This window comes from Rhodococcus sp. H36-A4 (assembly GCF_027158005.1).
GTDB lineage: Bacteria > Actinomycetota > Actinomycetes > Mycobacteriales > Mycobacteriaceae > Rhodococcoides.
In genome coordinates this window covers 18,821-35,978 of the sequence record NZ_JAPVLQ010000014.1, presented here as the reverse complement: position 1 = coordinate 35,978, position 17,158 = coordinate 18,821, and the positions used below count along the sequence as shown (strand labels likewise).

Below are 17,158 nucleotides of genomic sequence, written 5' to 3'. Positions count from 1 at the left end.
CTGGATCAAACGCGGACCCGTCGGCCTCATCGGCCACACCAAAGGCGACGCCAACGAAACCGTCGCCAACCTCCTCGAAGACGCACCGAACTTCACCGCCGCACCAGAACCCACCGAACAGGCCGTCGTCGACTTCCTCGAGAGCAAGAAAGTCCCCTTCACCACCTGGGACGGCTGGTACCGCCTCGACGCCCACGAACGCAGCCTCGGCGAAACCGAAGGCCGCGAACGCGTCAAGGTCGTCGAACGTGAGGACATGTTGAAGGCGTCCGAACCGGACAAGGCCTAGCGGCAGGTGAGTGGAATACGCCTCCACCGGCGTATTTCCACTCACCTGGGTCTGCCTGGATATCCGCCGCAGCCTCTACACCCGCACTGCCAGCAGTTTTCCTGCCGTCTCCACCTTGCGCTGATGCTCGTTGAAGTCGGGTGCGGCGCAGACGAACAGGGTGCGGCCGTCCTCCCCACCGAGTCCGCATGCGAAGACGCCGGTATCGAAGTCGAGCTGATCGATGATGCCTTTGCCGTGCGCGAGGTGAACCACACGCTGACCGAGCGCGTCGGCTACCCACAGCGTCCCGTCGGTGTCGATACAGCACCCGTCGGCGGCCACGATCAGCTGTCCGAGTGCGGCAGTCACATCGCCCATGTCCGGGAGTTCGGCGAACTTGACCCAGTCACGCCGCTCCCCGAGCGATCCATCGGGATGAACCGCGAACACACTCACGCGGTTGCCTATGGTCTCGTCGACGAGCAGTTCCCCGTCTTCGGTCATGGCCATCCCGTTGGGAAAGTACAGATCTCTCGCTGCGACGTGGACGGATCCGTCGGGATCGACCCGCAGTAGATCCGCCGTCGCGGGCGTCGCGAGGTTCATCAAATCGAAGCCGAAGTTACCGACATACGCACGGCCGCGGGCGTCGACCAGCATGTCGTTGACGTTGGCGCCGACGTACGAAGACAGATCGGCATGGACGACGAGGCTTCCGTCGTCCTCACGCCGCAGAATCTTCTGATCTCGCATCGACACCACCAGCAACCTGCCGTCGGGAAGCCACCCCAGCCCGGACGGCTGCTGCGGGACCTCTGCCTCGACGCGGACATCGGAGCCATCCGCCTCGGCAGAGATCACCTGCTGGCTGTAGAAGTCCGATACCCAGATGCGGCCGGAGTGCCAGCGCGGACATTCCAAGTACGTGTAGTTCTCGAGGACAACTGTGACTTCAGGTTTCATGAACGCCATCGAAACACACACCTGTCATGCTGTGAGGCGTGTTCGACGCTCACTTTCACATCATCGATCCCGCCTACCCTCTTGTCGAAAACAACGGATTCGTCCCGGAGCCGTTCACCATCGTCGACTATTCGGCCCGAATCGACGGCCTCGGCATCACCGGTGGTGCCGTGGTCAGCGCGTCGTTTCAAGGCAGCGATCAGAGCTTCCTGGTTGCCGCGCTGGCGGCGTTGGGCCGAGGATGGGTGGGGGTTATTCAACTCGCGCCCGACGCCACCGACGAGGACATCCTCGCGCTCGACGACGCAGGTGTACGAGCCCTGCGCTTGAATCTCCGACGCGGCGCCACCGATATCGAAACCCTGACCACGCAGGCGCGGCGCGCATTCGACCTCGTCGGGTGGCCCGCCGAACTGTATGTCGATGCGTCCATGCTTCTCTCGCTCGAACCGATTCTGGCGAAGCTCCCCGCTGTCAGTATCGACCACCTCGGCATGTCGTCGAAAGGACTGTCGTACCTGCTCAACCTGGTGGATCGCGGAGCACGAGTCAAAGCAACAGGCTTCGGCAGAGTGGATCTCGACATCGTGGAGACCATGCGCCAAATTCACGCGGTCGATCCGTCGGCGCTGATGTTCGGAACGGACCTGCCCGGCACGCGTGCCCCGCGTCGATTCCTCGAATCCGATCTGAACCTGATCGCCGAGGCGGTCGGTGGCGACCTACCCGCGGTTCTCGACGGCAACGCGCGCGCGTGGTATCGCGTCACCTGACCGATTCTTCAGAAGGCGAGGACGACGGAAAGCCAGACCGCGCTTGCCAACAGAGCTCCCAGCAGCTCCACCAGTATCGACAACCCCGCGGCCTTGGTGGCATGGACCGTGGATTGCCATGCCGCGGAATGACTTCGATGCCGAGGAAGTTCGGCGACATAGACACCGAGCACGAATCCGACGAACAGCCCGACCACCGGGATGACGAAGAAGCCGACGATGCCGAGCAATCCACCGAGGACCAACGATCGCGTGGGAACACCGGCATCGCGCATGCGCCTTCCTGGCCAGGTGTACTTGACGACACCGCTGACCACGAGCAATACCGTCGCGATACCGAAGGCCGTCCACGCTGCGCTACCGCCGGTCAGCAACGCCCATACCCCGATCGCGGCGAAGATCAGGATCGTTCCGGGCAGGATCGGAACGACGACTCCGATCAAGCCCACTGCAATGACCAGACCCACGAGTACTTCCGCGTAGCCGCTCACGTGACCGGGTGAACCTTTCCTGCGGCTTCGACGGCCCTGGACCGGGCGGTGGCTATGTCCGCAGCAGTCGACACCGCAACGCCCATCCGCCTGCGGACGAAGCTTTCCGGCTTGCCGAACAGGCGAAGATCGGTTTCCGGCACGGCCAGCGCATCCGCGACGCCTTCGAAGCTGATTCCGCTCGCGTCGACACCGCCGTAGATGACCGCCGACGCACCGGGTGAAAGGAGCGTCGTATCCACGGGCAGTCCGAGGATTGCACGGGCGTGCAGTTCGAATTCCGAGAAGCGTTGGGTGCGCAGGGTGACCAGGCCGGTGTCGTGTGGGCGAGGACTGACCTCGGAGAAGTAGACGTCGTCCCCCTTGACGAACAGCTCGACACCGAAGACTCCGCGCCCACCGAGTGCAGTGGTGATTCGGTCGGCGACGTCTTTCGCACGTGCCAGGGCAGCGTCGGACATCGGCTGGGGTTGCCAGGATTCGACATAGTCCCCCGATTCCTGCAGGTGACCGATCGGCTCGCAGAAATCTGTTCCGGCCACCGAACGGATCGTCAAAAGTGTTATCTCGTAGTCGAAATCGACGAACCCTTCCACGATGACGCGACCGAGGTCGACACGAGAGCCCTTCAGCGCGTACTTCCAAGCCTGTTCGACGTCCTCGGGGCCGTGCACTACCGACTGGCCCTTACCCGAAGACGACATCACCGGCTTGATCACCGAAGGAAAACCGATGGTGGACAATGCCTTACGAACCTCGTCGAGTGAATCCGCGAAAGCGAAAGGTGAGGTGGGGAGTTCCAACTCTTCGGCCGCGAGCCGACGGATACCTTCACGGTTCATCGTCAGCTGTGTTGCGCGAGCTGTCGGGATGACGACCGTGCGGCCACGCTGCTCCACCTCGGCGAGGGCGTCGGTGGCGATGGCTTCGATCTCGGGGACCACGAAGTCCGGTTGCTGGGCGTCGATCAGAGCCAGCAACTCTTCAGGGTCGCTCATGTCGATGGTGAAACTGTGGTGGGCGACCTGGTGGCCGGGGGCGTTGTCGTAACGATCGACTGCAATCACCTCGACGCCGAGGCGCTGGAACGCGATGATGACTTCTTTACCCAGCTCACCTGCGCCGAGCAGCATCACTCGCGTCGCACCCGAGGTTAGAGGTGTGCCGATCCGTCCATATTCCATTGCCGCGCTCACCTGCCCATTATCCATACCCCGGCTACTTTGACGTCCAAGCACAAGTTAACCTCCAGACACCCAGTCGGCCTGCCGAACGAGCCGACCTGATCGGAACGAGGAAATGTGTCGAGTAGCGGTGGACCACTCACGGGGCTTCGCGTCGTAGAACTTGCTGGAATCGGACCGGGGCCGCACGCGGCGCTGCTGCTGGCAGATCTCGGTGCCGACGTCGTCCGAGTGCAACGCGCCGGGCAGATCGGCGAACACGATCAGCAACTCCGCAGCCGAACTATCGTCGAAGCAAACCTCAAGGACCCGGCCGACATCGAGAAAGTCCTCGGCCTGCTCGAGCGTGCCGACGTCCTGATCGAAGGCTTCCGTCCTGGCGTCACCGAGCGACTCGGCCTGGGCCCGGAGGATGTCCTCGCCCGCAACCCACGCGTCGTGTACGGCCGAATGACCGGGTGGGGACAGGAAGGTCCATGGTCCGCGGCCGCCGGCCACGACATCAACTACATCTCCGTCACCGGTGTCCTGAATGCAATCGGGCGCAAGGGCGAGCGCCCGGTGCCACCGCTGAACATGGTCGGTGATTTCGGCGGCGGATCGATGTTCCTGATCTTCGGCATTCTGGCTGCACTGTTCGAACGCCAGACTTCGGGCAAGGGCCAGGTCGTCGACGCGGCGATGGTCGACGGCACTGCCGCACTCTCACACATGATCTGGGGCCTACGCGGCATCGGCGCCTGGTCGGATGAGCGCGGAGTCAACATGCTCGACACCGGATTTCCCTTCTACGACACCTACGAGACTTCCGACGGAAAGTACATGGCCGTCGGCGCGCTGGAACCCCAGTTCTTCGCCGAGATGCTCACACTGCTGCAGCTGGATCCGGCGACAACTCCAGGCCAAGGTGAGCGTGACCGCTGGCCCGAGATGGTCGAACTGTTCACTGCCACCTTCAAATCCAAGACCCGCGACGAGTGGGCTGCAATTTTCGACGGCACCGACGCATGCGTGTCGCCGGTCCTGACGTTCGCCGAAGCGCCCGAGCAGCGGCATCTGAAAGATCGCGGCACGCTCATCGAGGTAGACGGCGTTACTCAGCACCGCCCGGCACCGCGTTTCTCACGTACCCCGAACGGCACCCCGACCGCTCCCCCGTCGACTGCAGCAGACGTCGAGACACTCTGGCGCTGAGCCTTTTTCGTTCAGAAGACGAGCGCCGGTTGTTGACCCCCGACAGTGGGGGCCAACGCCCGGTACGCCGCCGCAGTGGCTGTGACCGCTGCGGCGAGCTCGGCGGGTTCGCGGGTGTACGGCATTCGAAGGAAGCGCTCGAACGCACCCTCGACGCCGAATCGCGGGCCTGCTGCCAGTACCGCCCCGAACGCAGGCGCAGTCGCGGCCAATGCACTCGATACGGGCGCGGGAATCTGCAACCACAGCGACATCCCACCCGTAGAACGCCGGTAACGCCAGCCCGGAAGATGTTCGGCGATAGCATCTTCCAAGACCCGACGACGCTCACGCAGTTGCGTCCTTCTGGTCTCGAGAATCGCATCCGCATCCTCGAGTAGAAAACCTGCGGCCAGCTGATCCATGATCGAGGTACCCAGATCATGCGCGGCCCGTGAGCCCGCAAGCTGACTGATCAACGACGGATGTGCTCGAATCCATCCGATGCGCAGACCACCCCAGTAAGACTTCGACGCCGAACCGATGGTGACGATATCGGTCCCGGACACCCGACCGAACGACGCGACCGGTGGTGGCGGTGGGCTGTCGAGCCACAGGTCCACCATCGTCTCGTCGACGATCAGTGTCATCGATGTGTCGCGGGCGATCCGCGCGAGTTCGGTACGGCCATCGGCGTCCAAGCACCTTCCCGTCGGATTGTGGAAGTCCAGGATCATGTACGCGACTTTCGCCGCGGTCTGTCTGGCCGCACTGCGGACACCTTCCAGATCCCACGCGTCGTCGTCAGGGCGTATCGGCACCGGGACCGGGCGCGCACCGATACGCCGGATCGCCTCGAGTGCATTGGGGTACGTCGGATGATCGATCAGCACGCGATCTCCTGGCGAGGTCAACGTGCCCAACAACAACCCCAGGGCCTGTTGCGCTCCAGAGGTGACCATGATCTGGTCGGGGGTGGTCGCGAGGCCCCGCTCGGTGAACCGTCGTGCAATTGCCTCGCGCAGTACTCCGAGGCCGATCGGCTCCATGCCGTGCGTGGGCAAGTACGCCGGAAGTGCTTGCAGCGCCGAGCTGTATGCCGCCAGCATCGCCTCGGTCGGGGCCGCCATCGCAGCATGACTCATGTCCACCACAGGCCCGCTCGACGACTTCGTCTGGAGGAGGATGCCGTTGGGGCGCGCCGCGTCGGGAAGGGCTACCGTGCTGCGCGCGCCCTGCTTGCTGATGAGATAACCCTCCTCGCGAAGGACTGCATACGAAGAAGTGATCGTGGTGCGGCTCAGCTCGAGCGCAGCGGAGAGGTCCCTCTCGCTCGGCAGACCCACCCCCAGCGGGATCCGGCCGTCATGAATGAGGAGTCGGACGCCGTCGGCGAGCGCCCGGTACGTCGGCCGGGACGTCCGACGCCTACTCGACCCGTCGTCGGCATCGGTGCGCCAGCGTCCTAGATCACGCGCCAGAGACGTCGCATGGAGAACCCTCGTAGCCATCGCTCGAGTATTCGCCCACTGGCATTCGGAATCAAATCCAATGACGCATCCAGTGGACTGGTTCATACTGGAGGGGTGCCCTACGTACTCTTCGATACCGCCCTCGGGAGGTGTGGCCTGGCCTGGTCCGACACCGGCATCACCGCCGTCGGATTGCCGGAACCCGATGACGCACTCGCTGCATACCTGCACGGCTTCGGCGGCGAACCGGATGTTCCGCAGGGTGTGACCCGAGAGGCCGTCGAGCTGATCACCGCACTCCTCGACGGCAAGCAGGTCGATCTTTCTGCGATTCCAGTAGTGCTCGACGTCTCGGACTTCGACAGTGCGGTCTACGGCGTCACGCGGGCCATACCGCATCATTCGACGATGACGTACGGAGCGCTTGCTGCTCGGCTCGGGCAACCCGGTGCCGCCCAGGCGGTGGGCGGAGCGTTGGGCCGTAACCCGGTGCCGATCATCATTCCGTGCCACCGCGTCCTCGGCGCTGGGCGCGAGGTCGGCGGATTCTCTGCGCCGGGCGGGGCGAGCACCAAGGAGAAGATTCTGTCGATCGAGGGTATCGCCGGATTCGGGGAGCCCACACTCTTCTGACCGCGTTGTACAAGAAAAGTTGCGCACGAGTGCAGATTCAAAAATGATCAGGCAATTGATTTCGCAAGTTCATTATTCATTCGAATTCGATCAATCAATCCGCCGATCTCGAATTTCGAGTAGAAAGAATCCAGCAGTATCTTTCAGGCCGGAATGGAGATCGAATCGGCGGGTAAGTCAGCGGAAGACGCATCTTCTGCCTCGGCACCAGCTTGCGTCGCGTCGTCCTCGCTTCGGCCACCGATGATGAAGGCACCCGTCTCGGGCAGCCAACCGATCGATCCACGCTCGAACAAGTTGTAGCGCCCGTAGCCGGTGGGCGTGGGCTTTTCGTTGCTGATCGGGTAACCCAGTGAGCCGTAAGGGCCACTGTGCTTCAGATAGTAGGCAAGTATCTCGCCATGTACTTCGTGGGCGCCGCCCTCGGGGAGTGCGAACACCGTCGCATTTCGGTATTCCAGCATCCCTCCGCCACCGGGACCGAGCATAAAATCGCCTACCTGCTCGCCGATCCAGGGATGCTCGTAGGCAAAGCGATCGAATTGAAAGCCGAAAACTTCGAGACCGCAGTATGTAGTGAGCATCGGCCGACCTTCCGTCGCATTACTTGCCCATTATTGTCCCCCTATTCAACGTCCAGGAAGTCGAATCGAAGATATTCGTTTTTCTATCGAGCGAGTCACTCACTGCTACATACACAGACCCTCGGCCATGAGGTTGATTTCTACGCCGGCCCAGAGTCGGTGGATGGCGTCGGCTCTTCCGGCACTTGTTCCACCGTCGGTGTCTGCCCCGGCGCCGGCACAGGCGGCGCTGCCGGGGGTGGCACGACTGTGGCCTTCACCCATGTGCCGGAGGAGTTGGAGACCGTCCACGCGCCGCTCTCCGTCACGATCTGCAGCACGTCGGTGCCCGGCACCCATCCCACTACGTCCTCAACCGAGACAGCGGTGCGATATACCTCGTTTTCCCCGTTCCTGATCACGGCGCTGGGTCCGGTCTCCGATTGGACGACCTGTGCCGTGTATTTGCCGGACGACGATCCGACGGGCGAGGTGAGCGGCTTGTCCGTCGGCGCAGGCGCTACCGGTGGGACGGTCGGTGCTGTCGGGTCCGGCGAGGTAGTGCTCGTCTCGCCGGGTGCGGCCGTCGCGGACGGCGCGGTCGTTGTGGACTGAACAGTTGTCGGCTGAGCAGTTGTCGGTTGAGCAGTCGTCGACGCTGCATCGGGCGGAGTCGTCGGTGCGACCTCGCTGGTCGACTCGGGATCGAGAGACCGACGCTGTGCCCCGGCCATTGCTGGGCTGTTCGCCGGAACTGGATCATCTCCGGATGCATCCCTCACAACTCCGGTGCTGCTCGCTCTGCCGCACCGGGCCCGTGTGCCTGATGCCGGACGATGGATCACCGTTCCCGCCCATGCGGATGACACCGCACCGGAGGAGGGGAGCGCAGTATGTACTTCGAGGTTGAAGTCGAAAGCAAGTCCATTTGTATTGGGAAACGGCCCGTAGCCGGCAGTGACTGTGGCCCCTGCGGCAGCCCCTGCTGGTGGAGTCACGTTGAACGTCGTGTAGATCTGGTTGTTCATCGTTCTCAGCGCTATCTTGTACGTGTACGGCGCACCGATGTGTTTCCAACTCACACGGATGTCGTAGAAGCCTGGTTCCTCGCAGTCAACAAGCCTGCCGCCGCTGAGAGGGGTATTGATCCTCGGTACGAAGGCCGCTTTGGTGCCGAAAGCACCGCTCTTGGCTGAAGCAGAAACAGTGAGCGCGGCGCTGGTGCCGGATATGTCGATCGTACCGATGGTCGTCAAGAGAACCACAGCAAGAATCAGAGGCTTACGCGGACGAATCCGAGACATAGCCTGTATCGGGTTGTCGTCGCGGCGTCTCCCGTTCGACCAAATTACGGTCGTGAGCATCAAACCCACACTCAGCAAGCCGACCGTTTTGGCAACGGGGCTCGTCAACCACGATGCGACATAGCCGAAACCGTTGGCATGAAAGAAAACCCGCTCTGCGGCGGTGATGGCATACGGTTCGATATCCGCCTGCTCGTTGGCATCGCCCTGAAGCCGAACTTCCGCAATGTCTCCGGAAACGGTGTCGACGCCGACCACTCGGTGAGTGATCCTGTTGCCTTGCGCGTCGTTGACGCTGATCACATCGCCGACGTGGATATCAGACGCGGGCACGGTGCGGGCAAAGGCCAATGCCCCGGTATCGATGCTCGGCGACATGGAGCCGGATTGAAAGACGAGCGGCTTGATCCCGAAGATCAGAGCAGACAGGGCCGCGATGACAAAAACGGCACCGGAGACAGCGCCGACGGTAAGGGCCATCTCGCGGACGAACCGCATCCCCGACTGATTCGTTCGATTCTGTTTCATGCTCTTCTCCACTTCACACCGTCGTTGCGGAGAAGTTGAAGGTGACTGCGCTCAGCGTTTGGTTCTGCACAGTGGTCGGTGCCGTAGCGGAAAGTTTCGTGATCACGCAGAGATCGTCCGCACCGCTGGTCGCCGCGAGATCGCGTAGTGCGGTAATCACATCGACCGAACCGCCGGCTGTCAGGGTGGCCTGACCTACCTGTGTCCCCGCACAACCCCCGGTTCGCATGCCGTTAGTGGTGGTATTGGTGGGCGCGGCCCCGGGGAAGATAGTGACCTGCAGGTATCCGGTGAGTGCGGGGCTTCCAGCTGGTGTCGTCGCAGCCATAGTGTATTTCAAAGGAACCGTGCCCTTGTTCTGAACTTGCAGCGTCGCCGCTCTGCTCTCGCCAGGCAGCATGTTCGCCAGGGTCAAGCCAGTGAAGCTGTACGGATTGGCGTTGTTGATCAGCAAACTCACCGTTCCAGTGGTGAAGGTGCCGGAGGTTGCTTGCGCATTGTCCGTCCAAGCAGCCATCGTGCCGACGGCGCCGAGCCCGAGGACGACGCCGAGAGTGAGGAAAGCTCGGGCATGGGCGCTCGTGATCGTTGCCCGTACACGGCCTGCGGCGTGGCTCCAACGTAATCTACTGTGCCGGTTCATCGTTTACCTCTTCGAGCCCCGGACGCGTGGCATGCCGTCCGTGTGGAGCTTCACCTAGTTCCACTCTTGACTTCGCCTGCGCTCCGCCAGGTCGCCATGCAACCATGAGCAATACACCAACGAGAACACCTCCCCCGAATACCGCAACCGGCCCGGACAGCCAGGTGACGACGTATCCAAGCCTGTTCACACTGAACAGAATTCGATCTGCTTCGCTGACGACGTAGGGCTCGGAATCGACGTCTGCATTGGCGTCGCCCCTGAGTACGAGGGTAGCGCTGTTACCCGTCACGACTTCGATGGTTTCGATACGGTGAGTCACCCGTTCTCCGCTTGCATTCGTAACCGAGACGACATCAGCAACTTCGAGTTCCGTAGCCGGGGTGCTTTTCGCAAAAGCCAGTGCGCCGGTGTCGATCTCCGGCGACATCGATCCTGATCGAAACACGAGAGGGGTGATACCGAAAATCGCCGCAGCGAGGGCACTACCAATACACAACAAGCCGCATACAGCACCGACGGTAAGCAATACTTCGCGCAGGACATTTTTGGGGGCGGGCGTGAGGTTCGAGGAACGCCCACCGATCCCGCGCGCCACAGCGGGCCCTGTCATGTCGAAGTCGCAGTGAAGGTGAGCGAGATCGTTCCGGTCCTTGCTGTGCCTGGGAGTGTCGCATTCGATGGCATGGTGACCGAAATGCACAGTGGGTCAGCCCCTGGTGTTGCTCCCACTTTCGCAGCAACGTTGGGCCGCGTCAAAGGGGTCGTACCGCTGACGATGAACGGCTGTGCAGACGTAGTGAGACCCGCTCGGGTTCCGAGCGCTGTCCCTGAGCACGATGCACCGGCGTATGCCTCGAGTTTCAACAACTGCCCGAAGGGCGCGTCCGTCATAGAGGCCCCAATTGTGTAGGTGAACACCACCGACCCCTGGTTCTGAACGACGAACGACGCGGAGACGGTGTCACCGGGCACCATTGCAGCCTTCGTCAAACCCGTCGAGATCGATGTCGGATTGTTGTCCACGCCGTCCAGCATGATGTCGATCTTGCCTGTCTTGAATTCTCCTGAAGTCGCCACTGACGTGTCCGACCAAGCAGCCAGGGTTCCGACCGCACCGAGACCGAGGACAATCCCGATCGACATGATGGCGCGACCTCGAGCACCGATGAGCGCTCGGCCGATCCGCCGCAGTGCATTCGACGGCTTGAACCCGTCGCTCCGACGCGCCATCAGCGCTGCGCCCCTTCCTGTTCCTCGCCCATCCCTCGACCTTCCGAAACGGAGCACGGCAAGTCGTCTTCATTGTCCCATCGCACCACGAGATCAATTCCGGTCGTGGACTTCTGGGTGTGGTTCTCGGTATCGTCCGCCATGCTGAGCTGAGTATCGATTCGATGCTGTGCACCGGCTGCGACCTTCGACGAAGCACATGCCGAACCAGTTTCGTCACCATCGATCGACACACTCAACGACCGCGCGAAAGACGAATTGTCACTCTCGACCATCAACTGCACTCGACCATCATTTTCGGTGTCGTTGTAAATGTGGAACTGCGAGGTGCGAGCATCACCGGGTACCCAACGAATCTCTCGGTCGAACATGGGTGTCGACAACGTCGACGCCCATGTCACACCATCATTGCTGTAAAGGACCGTATGCTGGGGTCGTGCCGGACCTGCACCGATGAGGACCAGAACCGCCACAGCTGCGCAAGCTGCTACGGAGCCAACGGTCGCACTGTGGTTCATTACGATTGCAGCTCCTTCCGCTTCTTGTGATGATCCACCCCTGCCCCGGCGAACATGAACAACGCGTAGCCGGCCAAGCCGATGACGATGACAGTCACCGTGATCTTGCGCTGCTCACCGTTGAGCCAATTGTTGGCGTAGCCCATATATGGAATCGCGTACCACACTTTTCCGCGAATCTGGCCGACCTGCACTGGGTTTTCGTCGTCGGACCCATTGTTGTCTCCTCGGGTGATGAAGGTAAGTTCACCCGCACCGCTCTGTCTGGTCGCCACTATCCGGTGCGTCACCAATTCCGGCAATCCCGAGGCAAATTGGTAGGTAATGGGGGTACCGACTCCGAGCTCGAGAGGATCGACCGGTTTCACGACCACGAGAGTTCCCGGCGGATAAGTAGGCCGCATCGACGAGGTGAGAATCGTGTACGGGGTCGACCCTGTGACTCGCGGAATTACCACTGTCACAGCCAAAATCACGAGCATCACCGCGAGCAATGTGTAAGAAACGATCCGGCTGAACCACCACCGGACCCCGGTATGCTCGTCGGCCTTCTCTGTCGAAACAGTCGGGATGATTTCGGTGTCGCCATCGGAACTCATGTCTGATCCGCCCTGAACGAAAAGGCGACCTGCGAAGTCGCGCTCTGAGGTGGTTCGGCAACCGTGGCCAATCGAAAGCACCACACCTCGTTCGCTGTCGGTGCCAGCAATCTGGCGGCGGGAGCAACTGGAACTTGCGCGCTCGATGCTGGTCCGTTGAACAGAACTGTCGTGCTACCGGTCGGCGCACCGCCGTTCACTACGCAGTTGGCTGCTGCAGCAACTTTGGTGATCGTCAAGTTGAACGGGATGGGGGTCGCCCCGCTGACGGATGTACCTTGCAGCCGATAGTTGAACGGCTGATTGCCCGCATTGCGAATCGATAGCGGTGCCTGCGAGAACCCGTTGGGTCCCAAATTCTTCGACCCCAACGCCGCAAGGGTGTAGTTGTTCACCTCGGTACCCGATGGACCCACCTTGATGTCCAAAGTGCCCGAAGTAATGGTTCCACCGGCAATCGCATCCTGATCGCGCCACAACGCGCCCGTCGTCTGTGCTGATCCGAAGACCACCACGACGACGGACGCAGCTGCGAGCGCCCAGTACCGACTGTGCTTCAACCCGAGACTCGTTTACGGAGCCGGTGTCCGAGACTGCTGGAGCACAAGAGTGAAGGCCTCGAGGTTGAGTTGCTGATTCTGCGCGTCCTGGTTTTCGGTGCCCTCATCGAATGCGAATGTGATTGTGAGGTCTACCGTTTGGTTGGTAGACGTGATTCGAACAGCGTTGCCGTCGGTCGGTAGCGTCGTACCACCTGATGTCGCAGCGATAGTGACATCGACAGCCTCATCCAGCTGTTCGTTGCCCAGGCCCGGCGCTATGTCATCGATGTCGACCGACAAATCGGCCAGCAGATTATTGCCCTCGGCCAAGATGTTGTAGGTAGCCGAGTAGGTGATGACGTCACCCGGAACGATCCTGTAATCCGCAATGACGGGGATGACGCTCGCTGCGTTCACATCAGTTGTCGTCTGACGCCACACTGGTGCCGTCGCTTCGGTCAGCGACAACTCGCCCGACTCGATGGTTCCACCGTCGATCTCTTCGCTGTCACTCCACAGAGCGAAGGATCCCAAACCACCGAGCAGCAGTACAGCTGCCGCGCCTGCGGCTACTGCGCCTTTGGTTGCTTTTTTCATATCGTTCTGCTTTCTCTGGTGTGACCCAGTGAGTAGGCCGAATGGGGTCGACCCGATTGGGTCCAGTTGGCCTCGGTTGGCCCACGCAACTGGGTGCGGTTTCCATTGTGTCGTCAAGACTAGCCGGTTTGTTACCTAGGCAAACTTAAAAGTCCAAAAGATTATTTACCTACCCTTTACCAGAAAATGGCCGAGTTCCCTGGTTGACACAAGACGACGAAAATATGTACGTAAAAGCGCATTTATTCATTTAGAAAGTCAGCAAGTCGTTCAGCAGATAAAAGTATCTTTTATTAAAAATGCCCGAAAAGTGGGTAAACAGTTTTGTTACTTCGACGACGTCCAGAAATAAAAATATCGGCCCTGAGAACTCGAGTTCTCAGGGCCGATATATGGATACTGCAGAATTCAGCCGAGAATATCCCGACGCACGATTGTTTCATCCCGACCGGGACCGACACCGATGCAGGAGATGTACGCCTTCGACAGTTCTTCGAGGCGGAGCACGTAGTTCTGCGCGTTGATCGGCAGCTCCTCGAACGTCCGCGCACCGGAGATGTCTTCCCACCATCCGGGCATCTCTTCGTAGATCGGCTTGGCGTGGTGGAAATCGGTCTGTGTCATCGGCATTTCGTCGTGACGTACACCGTCGACGTCGTAGGCAACACAAATCGGGATGGTATCCAGACTCGAGAGCACATCCAGTTTGGTCAAGAAGTAGTCGGTAATGCCGTTCACGCGGGTGGCGTAGCGGGCGATGACCGCGTCGAACCATCCGGTACGACGCGCACGCCCGGTCGTGACACCGACCTCGCCGCCCTGCTTTGCGAGGTACTCACCGAAGTTGTCGAACAGCTCGGTCGGGAAGGGGCCCGATCCGACACGTGTCGTGTACGCCTTCAAGATGCCGAGCACCGTGGTGATCTTGTTGGGGCCGATGCCGGACCCGACCGCTGCGCCGCCTGCCGTCGGATTCGACGACGTCACGTACGGGTAGGTGCCATGGTCGACGTCGAGCAGCGTCCCCTGCGAGCCTTCGAGCAGGATCGTCTCACCGCGTTCGAGGGCAAGGTTCAATTCGAGCCGTGTATCGGAGATTCGGTGCTTGAAGCCCTCTGCCTGCTCGAGAACCTCCTCGACCACCTGTTGTGGGTCGAGTGCGCGCCGGTTGTAGATTTTCGACAGCACCTGATTCTTGAACTCGAGTGCAGCCTCGACCTTCTGCGTGAGTATCTTCTCGTCGAGCACGTCGGCCGCGCGGACGCCGACTCGAGCGAACTTGTCCTGATAGCAAGGCCCGATGCCGCGCCCCGTCGTGCCGATCTTCTTGGCACCGAGAAAGCGTTCGGTTACCTTGTCGATGGCAACGTGGTACGGCATGATCAGGTGCGCATCGGCACTGAGCAGCAGGCCAGAGGTGTCGACGTTGCGCTCTTCCAGGCCTGCCAGTTCGGACAGCAGCACACCGGGGTCGACTACGACGCCGTTGCCGATCACGTTCTTCACGCCCGGCGTCAAGATGCCCGACGGAATCAGGTGCAGAGCGAACTTGTCGCCGCTGGGGAGTACCACCGTGTGGCCCGCGTTGTTGCCGCCTTGGTAGCGAACGACCCACTGAAGTCGCTCGCCGAACAAATCGGTCGCTTTGCCTTTGCCCTCGTCGCCCCATTGGGCGCCGATCAGGACTATCGCCGGCATGTGCTCTCCTGGTGGTTTTTGGTGCAGTGACTTCTTGTGCAGTGGTGGCCGTTGCAGCGTGCTGCCAAGCTCACGGCAGTGCCGGGGCGTCAGTCTAGCCGAGGCAACGGCTCGCCCGTTGTGGCGCTACGGTGGTTGGCGAAAGTATGCGGAAGACTTCAGACAGTATGCGAAAAACTCGAGACAAGGCTCGGGCCGTCAACCGGCCCGCATGGGGAGCACTGTGACACCGTTCGTCTTGCAATGCGGAACTCCGCTTCTGCCGATCACACTGACCGACGTTCCGTTGACGTCGGCTTCGAAGATCCCCACGAACGACGAATGCGACATATTGTTTTCGGCGGTGGGTGCAGCGCTGGATCCGCGAGTGATCGTCCTCGGTGACGACGCATCGTTGGCAGCTGTACTGACCAGACTCATGCGGACCGAACGCCTGCACATCGAGCTTGCATTCGTCCCCGAAACGACAACCGCAGCGGGCAGCAACTACCGGCTCGGAAGTGGTTCACGCGCCGCGAAGGTGGCGATGACCGGCACTGCCACCCCGACGCCACTCATTCGTGACGATGCGGGCAAGGCAATAGTAGGAAAAGCGTTGGTCGAAGGAAACGCCGGCGATCTGGAGGGCGAGGCGTATGTGGACGACACCAAGCTCTTCTCGGGAACTGTCTCCGGTGTAGAAGTGATGCCGACGTCCGAGATGCCCGGTTTGAAGGCCCGTGTCATCGGCCGTCGTTGCTTGTTCGAACGACGGTGGACTGTCGGCCGCGCGATGCAGCTCGGGGCAAACGCTGCGCAACTGACGCGCGACGGCGTTCCGGGTGATCGTGAGGTGAAGCGCTCGACGTTCTACCGCCACGACCAGGAGTGGTTGCTGGTGCGGTGAAGCCGAGTCCGATATTCCTCGGGGTTCTCGCCGTCGCAGCCGCCGGTGGCGCGCTGGCATGGACGGCCGAGGCGACCTCGACGTGGGCACGCGCAGGTGTTTTCGTACTGGTTCTGGCCGGATGGATCGTCTCGGTCTGCCTGCACGAGTTCGGACATGCAATCACCGCGTTCCGTGCCGGTGACCACGAGGTGGAACTGCGTGGGTATCTGACGCTCAACCCACTGAAATATTCGCACCCGCTCTTGTCGGTCGTGCTCCCGATCATCTTCATTGCCATCGGCGGAATCGGATTGCCCGGCGGTGCCGTCTATGTGCGTTCGGGCATGTTTGCGCCCCACGTTCAGCGTCGAATCGCGCTTGCCGGCCCAACCTCAAATGCACTGATTGCCATACTGCTTCTGGCGGTGATCCGCATCTGGGGGATGAACGGCGACCACCTCGTCTTCTGGTGGGGCCTCAGTTTTCTGGCATTTCTTCAAGTTATGGCCACAATTCTCAATCTGCTCCCGGTTCCGGGTCTCGACGGCTACGCCGCACTCGAGCCATATCTGTCGTACGACACCCGCCGTGCGCTCGCGAATTTCAAGGGCTACGGAATTCTTGTTCTCGTCGCATTCTTGTTCGTCCCGGCTATCAATTCGGCATTTTTCGGCGCGATATATTGGATATTCGGTCTGTCTGGAATTCCAGAGGTCTACGCGCAGTACGGTAATTACCTCATGCGATTCTGGACTTGAACGCAAACTTACGGGACAGTCGTGAATCCTTCACGATATCGTCTGCCCATGCCAGCAATGGTCGTTACTCCACACGGTGGGTCCGGCATCCAGAGGCGCAGCACAGTGTTCCTGTCGATGAGTCGATCAGGAATGGATGCCCGCTTCGAATAGAGTTGCGGTGTCGATCCTCCGCTCGAGGATCTTTCCGGTCGCGCCTTTGGGCGTGGCATCAGTATCGAACCCAGAATATAGCTATCCACTCTTGATGAACAAAAGTGCGGCGCTTAGCCTCGATCTTTCGTCGAGCTGATGTGCTGGCCTGAGCTGGTCGAGATGGTGTTTCGGACTCGTTAGCGCACGATGGC

The 17,158-nt window shown here is 61.0% G+C and carries 19 protein-coding genes and 1 pseudogene; 6 read left to right on the top strand and 14 right to left on the bottom strand.

Annotation, left to right across the window (positions count from 1 at the left end):
- Positions 1–289: pseudogene (locus tag O1W68_RS21330) on the top strand (pyridine nucleotide-disulfide oxidoreductase); the annotation flags it as partial.
- Between the two features lie 75 nt (positions 290–364).
- Here the strand turns inward: O1W68_RS21330 and O1W68_RS21325 are convergent.
- A complete protein-coding gene (locus tag O1W68_RS21325; RefSeq protein WP_269306971.1) occupies positions 365–1,234 on the bottom strand; it encodes an SMP-30/gluconolactonase/LRE family protein in 870 nt (289 codons plus the stop codon).
- A 38-nt stretch (positions 1,235–1,272) separates the two neighbouring features.
- Here O1W68_RS21325 and O1W68_RS21320 point away from each other — a divergent pair, with 38 nt between their 5' ends.
- A complete protein-coding gene (locus O1W68_RS21320) occupies positions 1,273–2,007 on the top strand; it encodes an amidohydrolase family protein (RefSeq protein WP_269306968.1) in 735 nt (244 codons plus the stop codon).
- An 8-nt stretch (positions 2,008–2,015) separates the two neighbouring features.
- On the opposite strand, the gene O1W68_RS21315 is transcribed toward O1W68_RS21320, so the two are convergent.
- Positions 2,016–2,498, bottom strand: coding sequence for a DUF456 domain-containing protein (locus O1W68_RS21315; RefSeq protein WP_269306966.1), 483 nt, complete (start codon positions 2,496–2,498; stop codon positions 2,016–2,018).
- Positions 2,495–3,709, bottom strand: a complete 1,215-nt coding sequence (gene purT, locus O1W68_RS21310) for a formate-dependent phosphoribosylglycinamide formyltransferase (RefSeq protein ID WP_442972430.1) — start codon at positions 3,707–3,709, stop codon at positions 2,495–2,497. Before purT ends, O1W68_RS21315 begins: the two co-directional genes overlap by 4 nt.
- Before the next feature lie 90 nt (positions 3,710–3,799).
- On the opposite strand from purT, the gene O1W68_RS21305 reads away from it, so the two are divergent.
- A complete protein-coding gene (locus O1W68_RS21305) occupies positions 3,800–4,876 on the top strand; it encodes a CaiB/BaiF CoA transferase family protein (RefSeq protein ID WP_269306965.1) in 1,077 nt (358 codons plus the stop codon).
- 11 nt (positions 4,877–4,887) lie between these two features.
- Here the strand turns inward: O1W68_RS21305 and yczR are convergent, their stop codons facing one another.
- Positions 4,888–6,366, bottom strand: a complete 1,479-nt coding sequence (gene yczR, locus O1W68_RS21300; protein ID WP_269306964.1) for a MocR-like transcription factor YczR — start codon at positions 6,364–6,366, stop codon at positions 4,888–4,890.
- Between the two features lie 75 nt (positions 6,367–6,441).
- Between yczR and O1W68_RS21295 the strand changes: the two genes are divergently transcribed.
- Complete coding sequence (locus tag O1W68_RS21295) at positions 6,442–6,960, top strand: methylated-DNA--[protein]-cysteine S-methyltransferase (protein WP_269306962.1); 519 nt, start codon at positions 6,442–6,444, stop codon at positions 6,958–6,960.
- Positions 6,961–7,103: 143 nt separating this feature from the next.
- On the opposite strand, the gene O1W68_RS21290 is transcribed toward O1W68_RS21295, so the two are convergent.
- The 10 genes from O1W68_RS21290 to O1W68_RS21245 all read right to left on the bottom strand — a co-directional run bounded on the left by O1W68_RS21290 (position 7,104) and on the right by O1W68_RS21245 (position 15,185).
- The gene (locus tag O1W68_RS21290) at positions 7,104–7,544 is read right to left on the bottom strand and encodes an LGFP repeat-containing protein (RefSeq protein ID WP_269306961.1); all 441 of its coding nucleotides are present in this window, start codon (positions 7,542–7,544) and stop codon (positions 7,104–7,106) included.
- A gap of 140 nt (positions 7,545–7,684) precedes the next feature.
- Entirely contained in the window at positions 7,685–9,355 is a 1,671-nt protein-coding gene (locus O1W68_RS21285; protein ID WP_269306960.1) for a signal peptidase I, read from the bottom strand.
- A gap of 13 nt (positions 9,356–9,368) precedes the next feature.
- The gene (locus O1W68_RS21280) at positions 9,369–9,998 is read right to left on the bottom strand and encodes a SipW-dependent-type signal peptide-containing protein (RefSeq protein ID WP_269306959.1); all 630 of its coding nucleotides are present in this window, start codon (positions 9,996–9,998) and stop codon (positions 9,369–9,371) included.
- The gene (locus tag O1W68_RS21275) at positions 9,982–10,611 is read right to left on the bottom strand and encodes a signal peptidase I (protein ID WP_269306958.1); all 630 of its coding nucleotides are present in this window, start codon (positions 10,609–10,611) and stop codon (positions 9,982–9,984) included. Before O1W68_RS21275 ends, O1W68_RS21280 begins: the two co-directional genes overlap by 17 nt.
- Positions 10,608–11,231: a TasA family protein gene (locus tag O1W68_RS21270; protein WP_269306957.1), complete on the bottom strand. Its 624-nt coding sequence runs from the start codon at positions 11,229–11,231 to the stop codon at positions 10,608–10,610. The genes O1W68_RS21275 and O1W68_RS21270 overlap by 4 nt, the downstream gene beginning before the upstream one ends.
- Positions 11,231–11,749 carry a hypothetical protein gene (locus tag O1W68_RS21265; RefSeq protein WP_269306956.1) on the bottom strand — a complete coding sequence of 173 codons (519 nt, stop codon included), beginning with the start codon at positions 11,747–11,749 and terminating at the stop codon, positions 11,231–11,233. The genes O1W68_RS21270 and O1W68_RS21265 overlap by 1 nt, the downstream gene beginning before the upstream one ends.
- The gene (locus O1W68_RS21260; RefSeq protein ID WP_269306955.1) at positions 11,749–12,348 is read right to left on the bottom strand and encodes a signal peptidase I; all 600 of its coding nucleotides are present in this window, start codon (positions 12,346–12,348) and stop codon (positions 11,749–11,751) included. The genes O1W68_RS21265 and O1W68_RS21260 overlap by 1 nt, the downstream gene beginning before the upstream one ends.
- Positions 12,345–12,908: a hypothetical protein gene (locus tag O1W68_RS21255; RefSeq protein ID WP_269306954.1), complete on the bottom strand. Its 564-nt coding sequence runs from the start codon at positions 12,906–12,908 to the stop codon at positions 12,345–12,347. The genes O1W68_RS21260 and O1W68_RS21255 overlap by 4 nt, the downstream gene beginning before the upstream one ends.
- Positions 12,909–12,920: 12 nt before the next feature.
- Complete coding sequence (locus tag O1W68_RS21250; RefSeq protein WP_269306953.1) at positions 12,921–13,487, bottom strand: alternate-type signal peptide domain-containing protein; 567 nt, start codon at positions 13,485–13,487, stop codon at positions 12,921–12,923.
- Positions 13,488–13,895: 408 nt separating this feature from the next.
- Positions 13,896–15,185, bottom strand: coding sequence for an adenylosuccinate synthase (locus O1W68_RS21245; protein WP_269306951.1), 1,290 nt, complete (start codon positions 15,183–15,185; stop codon positions 13,896–13,898).
- Between the two features lie 211 nt (positions 15,186–15,396).
- Between O1W68_RS21245 and O1W68_RS21240 the strand changes: the two genes are divergently transcribed.
- Both O1W68_RS21240 and O1W68_RS21235 read left to right on the top strand, forming a co-directional pair.
- Positions 15,397–16,071 (top strand): hypothetical protein, encoded by a 675-nt coding sequence (locus O1W68_RS21240; RefSeq protein WP_269306950.1) that lies wholly within the window; start codon positions 15,397–15,399, stop codon positions 16,069–16,071.
- Positions 16,068–16,811: a site-2 protease family protein gene (locus O1W68_RS21235; RefSeq protein ID WP_269306948.1), complete on the top strand. Its 744-nt coding sequence runs from the start codon at positions 16,068–16,070 to the stop codon at positions 16,809–16,811. The genes O1W68_RS21240 and O1W68_RS21235 overlap by 4 nt, the downstream gene beginning before the upstream one ends.
- The last annotated feature ends 347 nt before the right edge of the window (positions 16,812–17,158 follow it).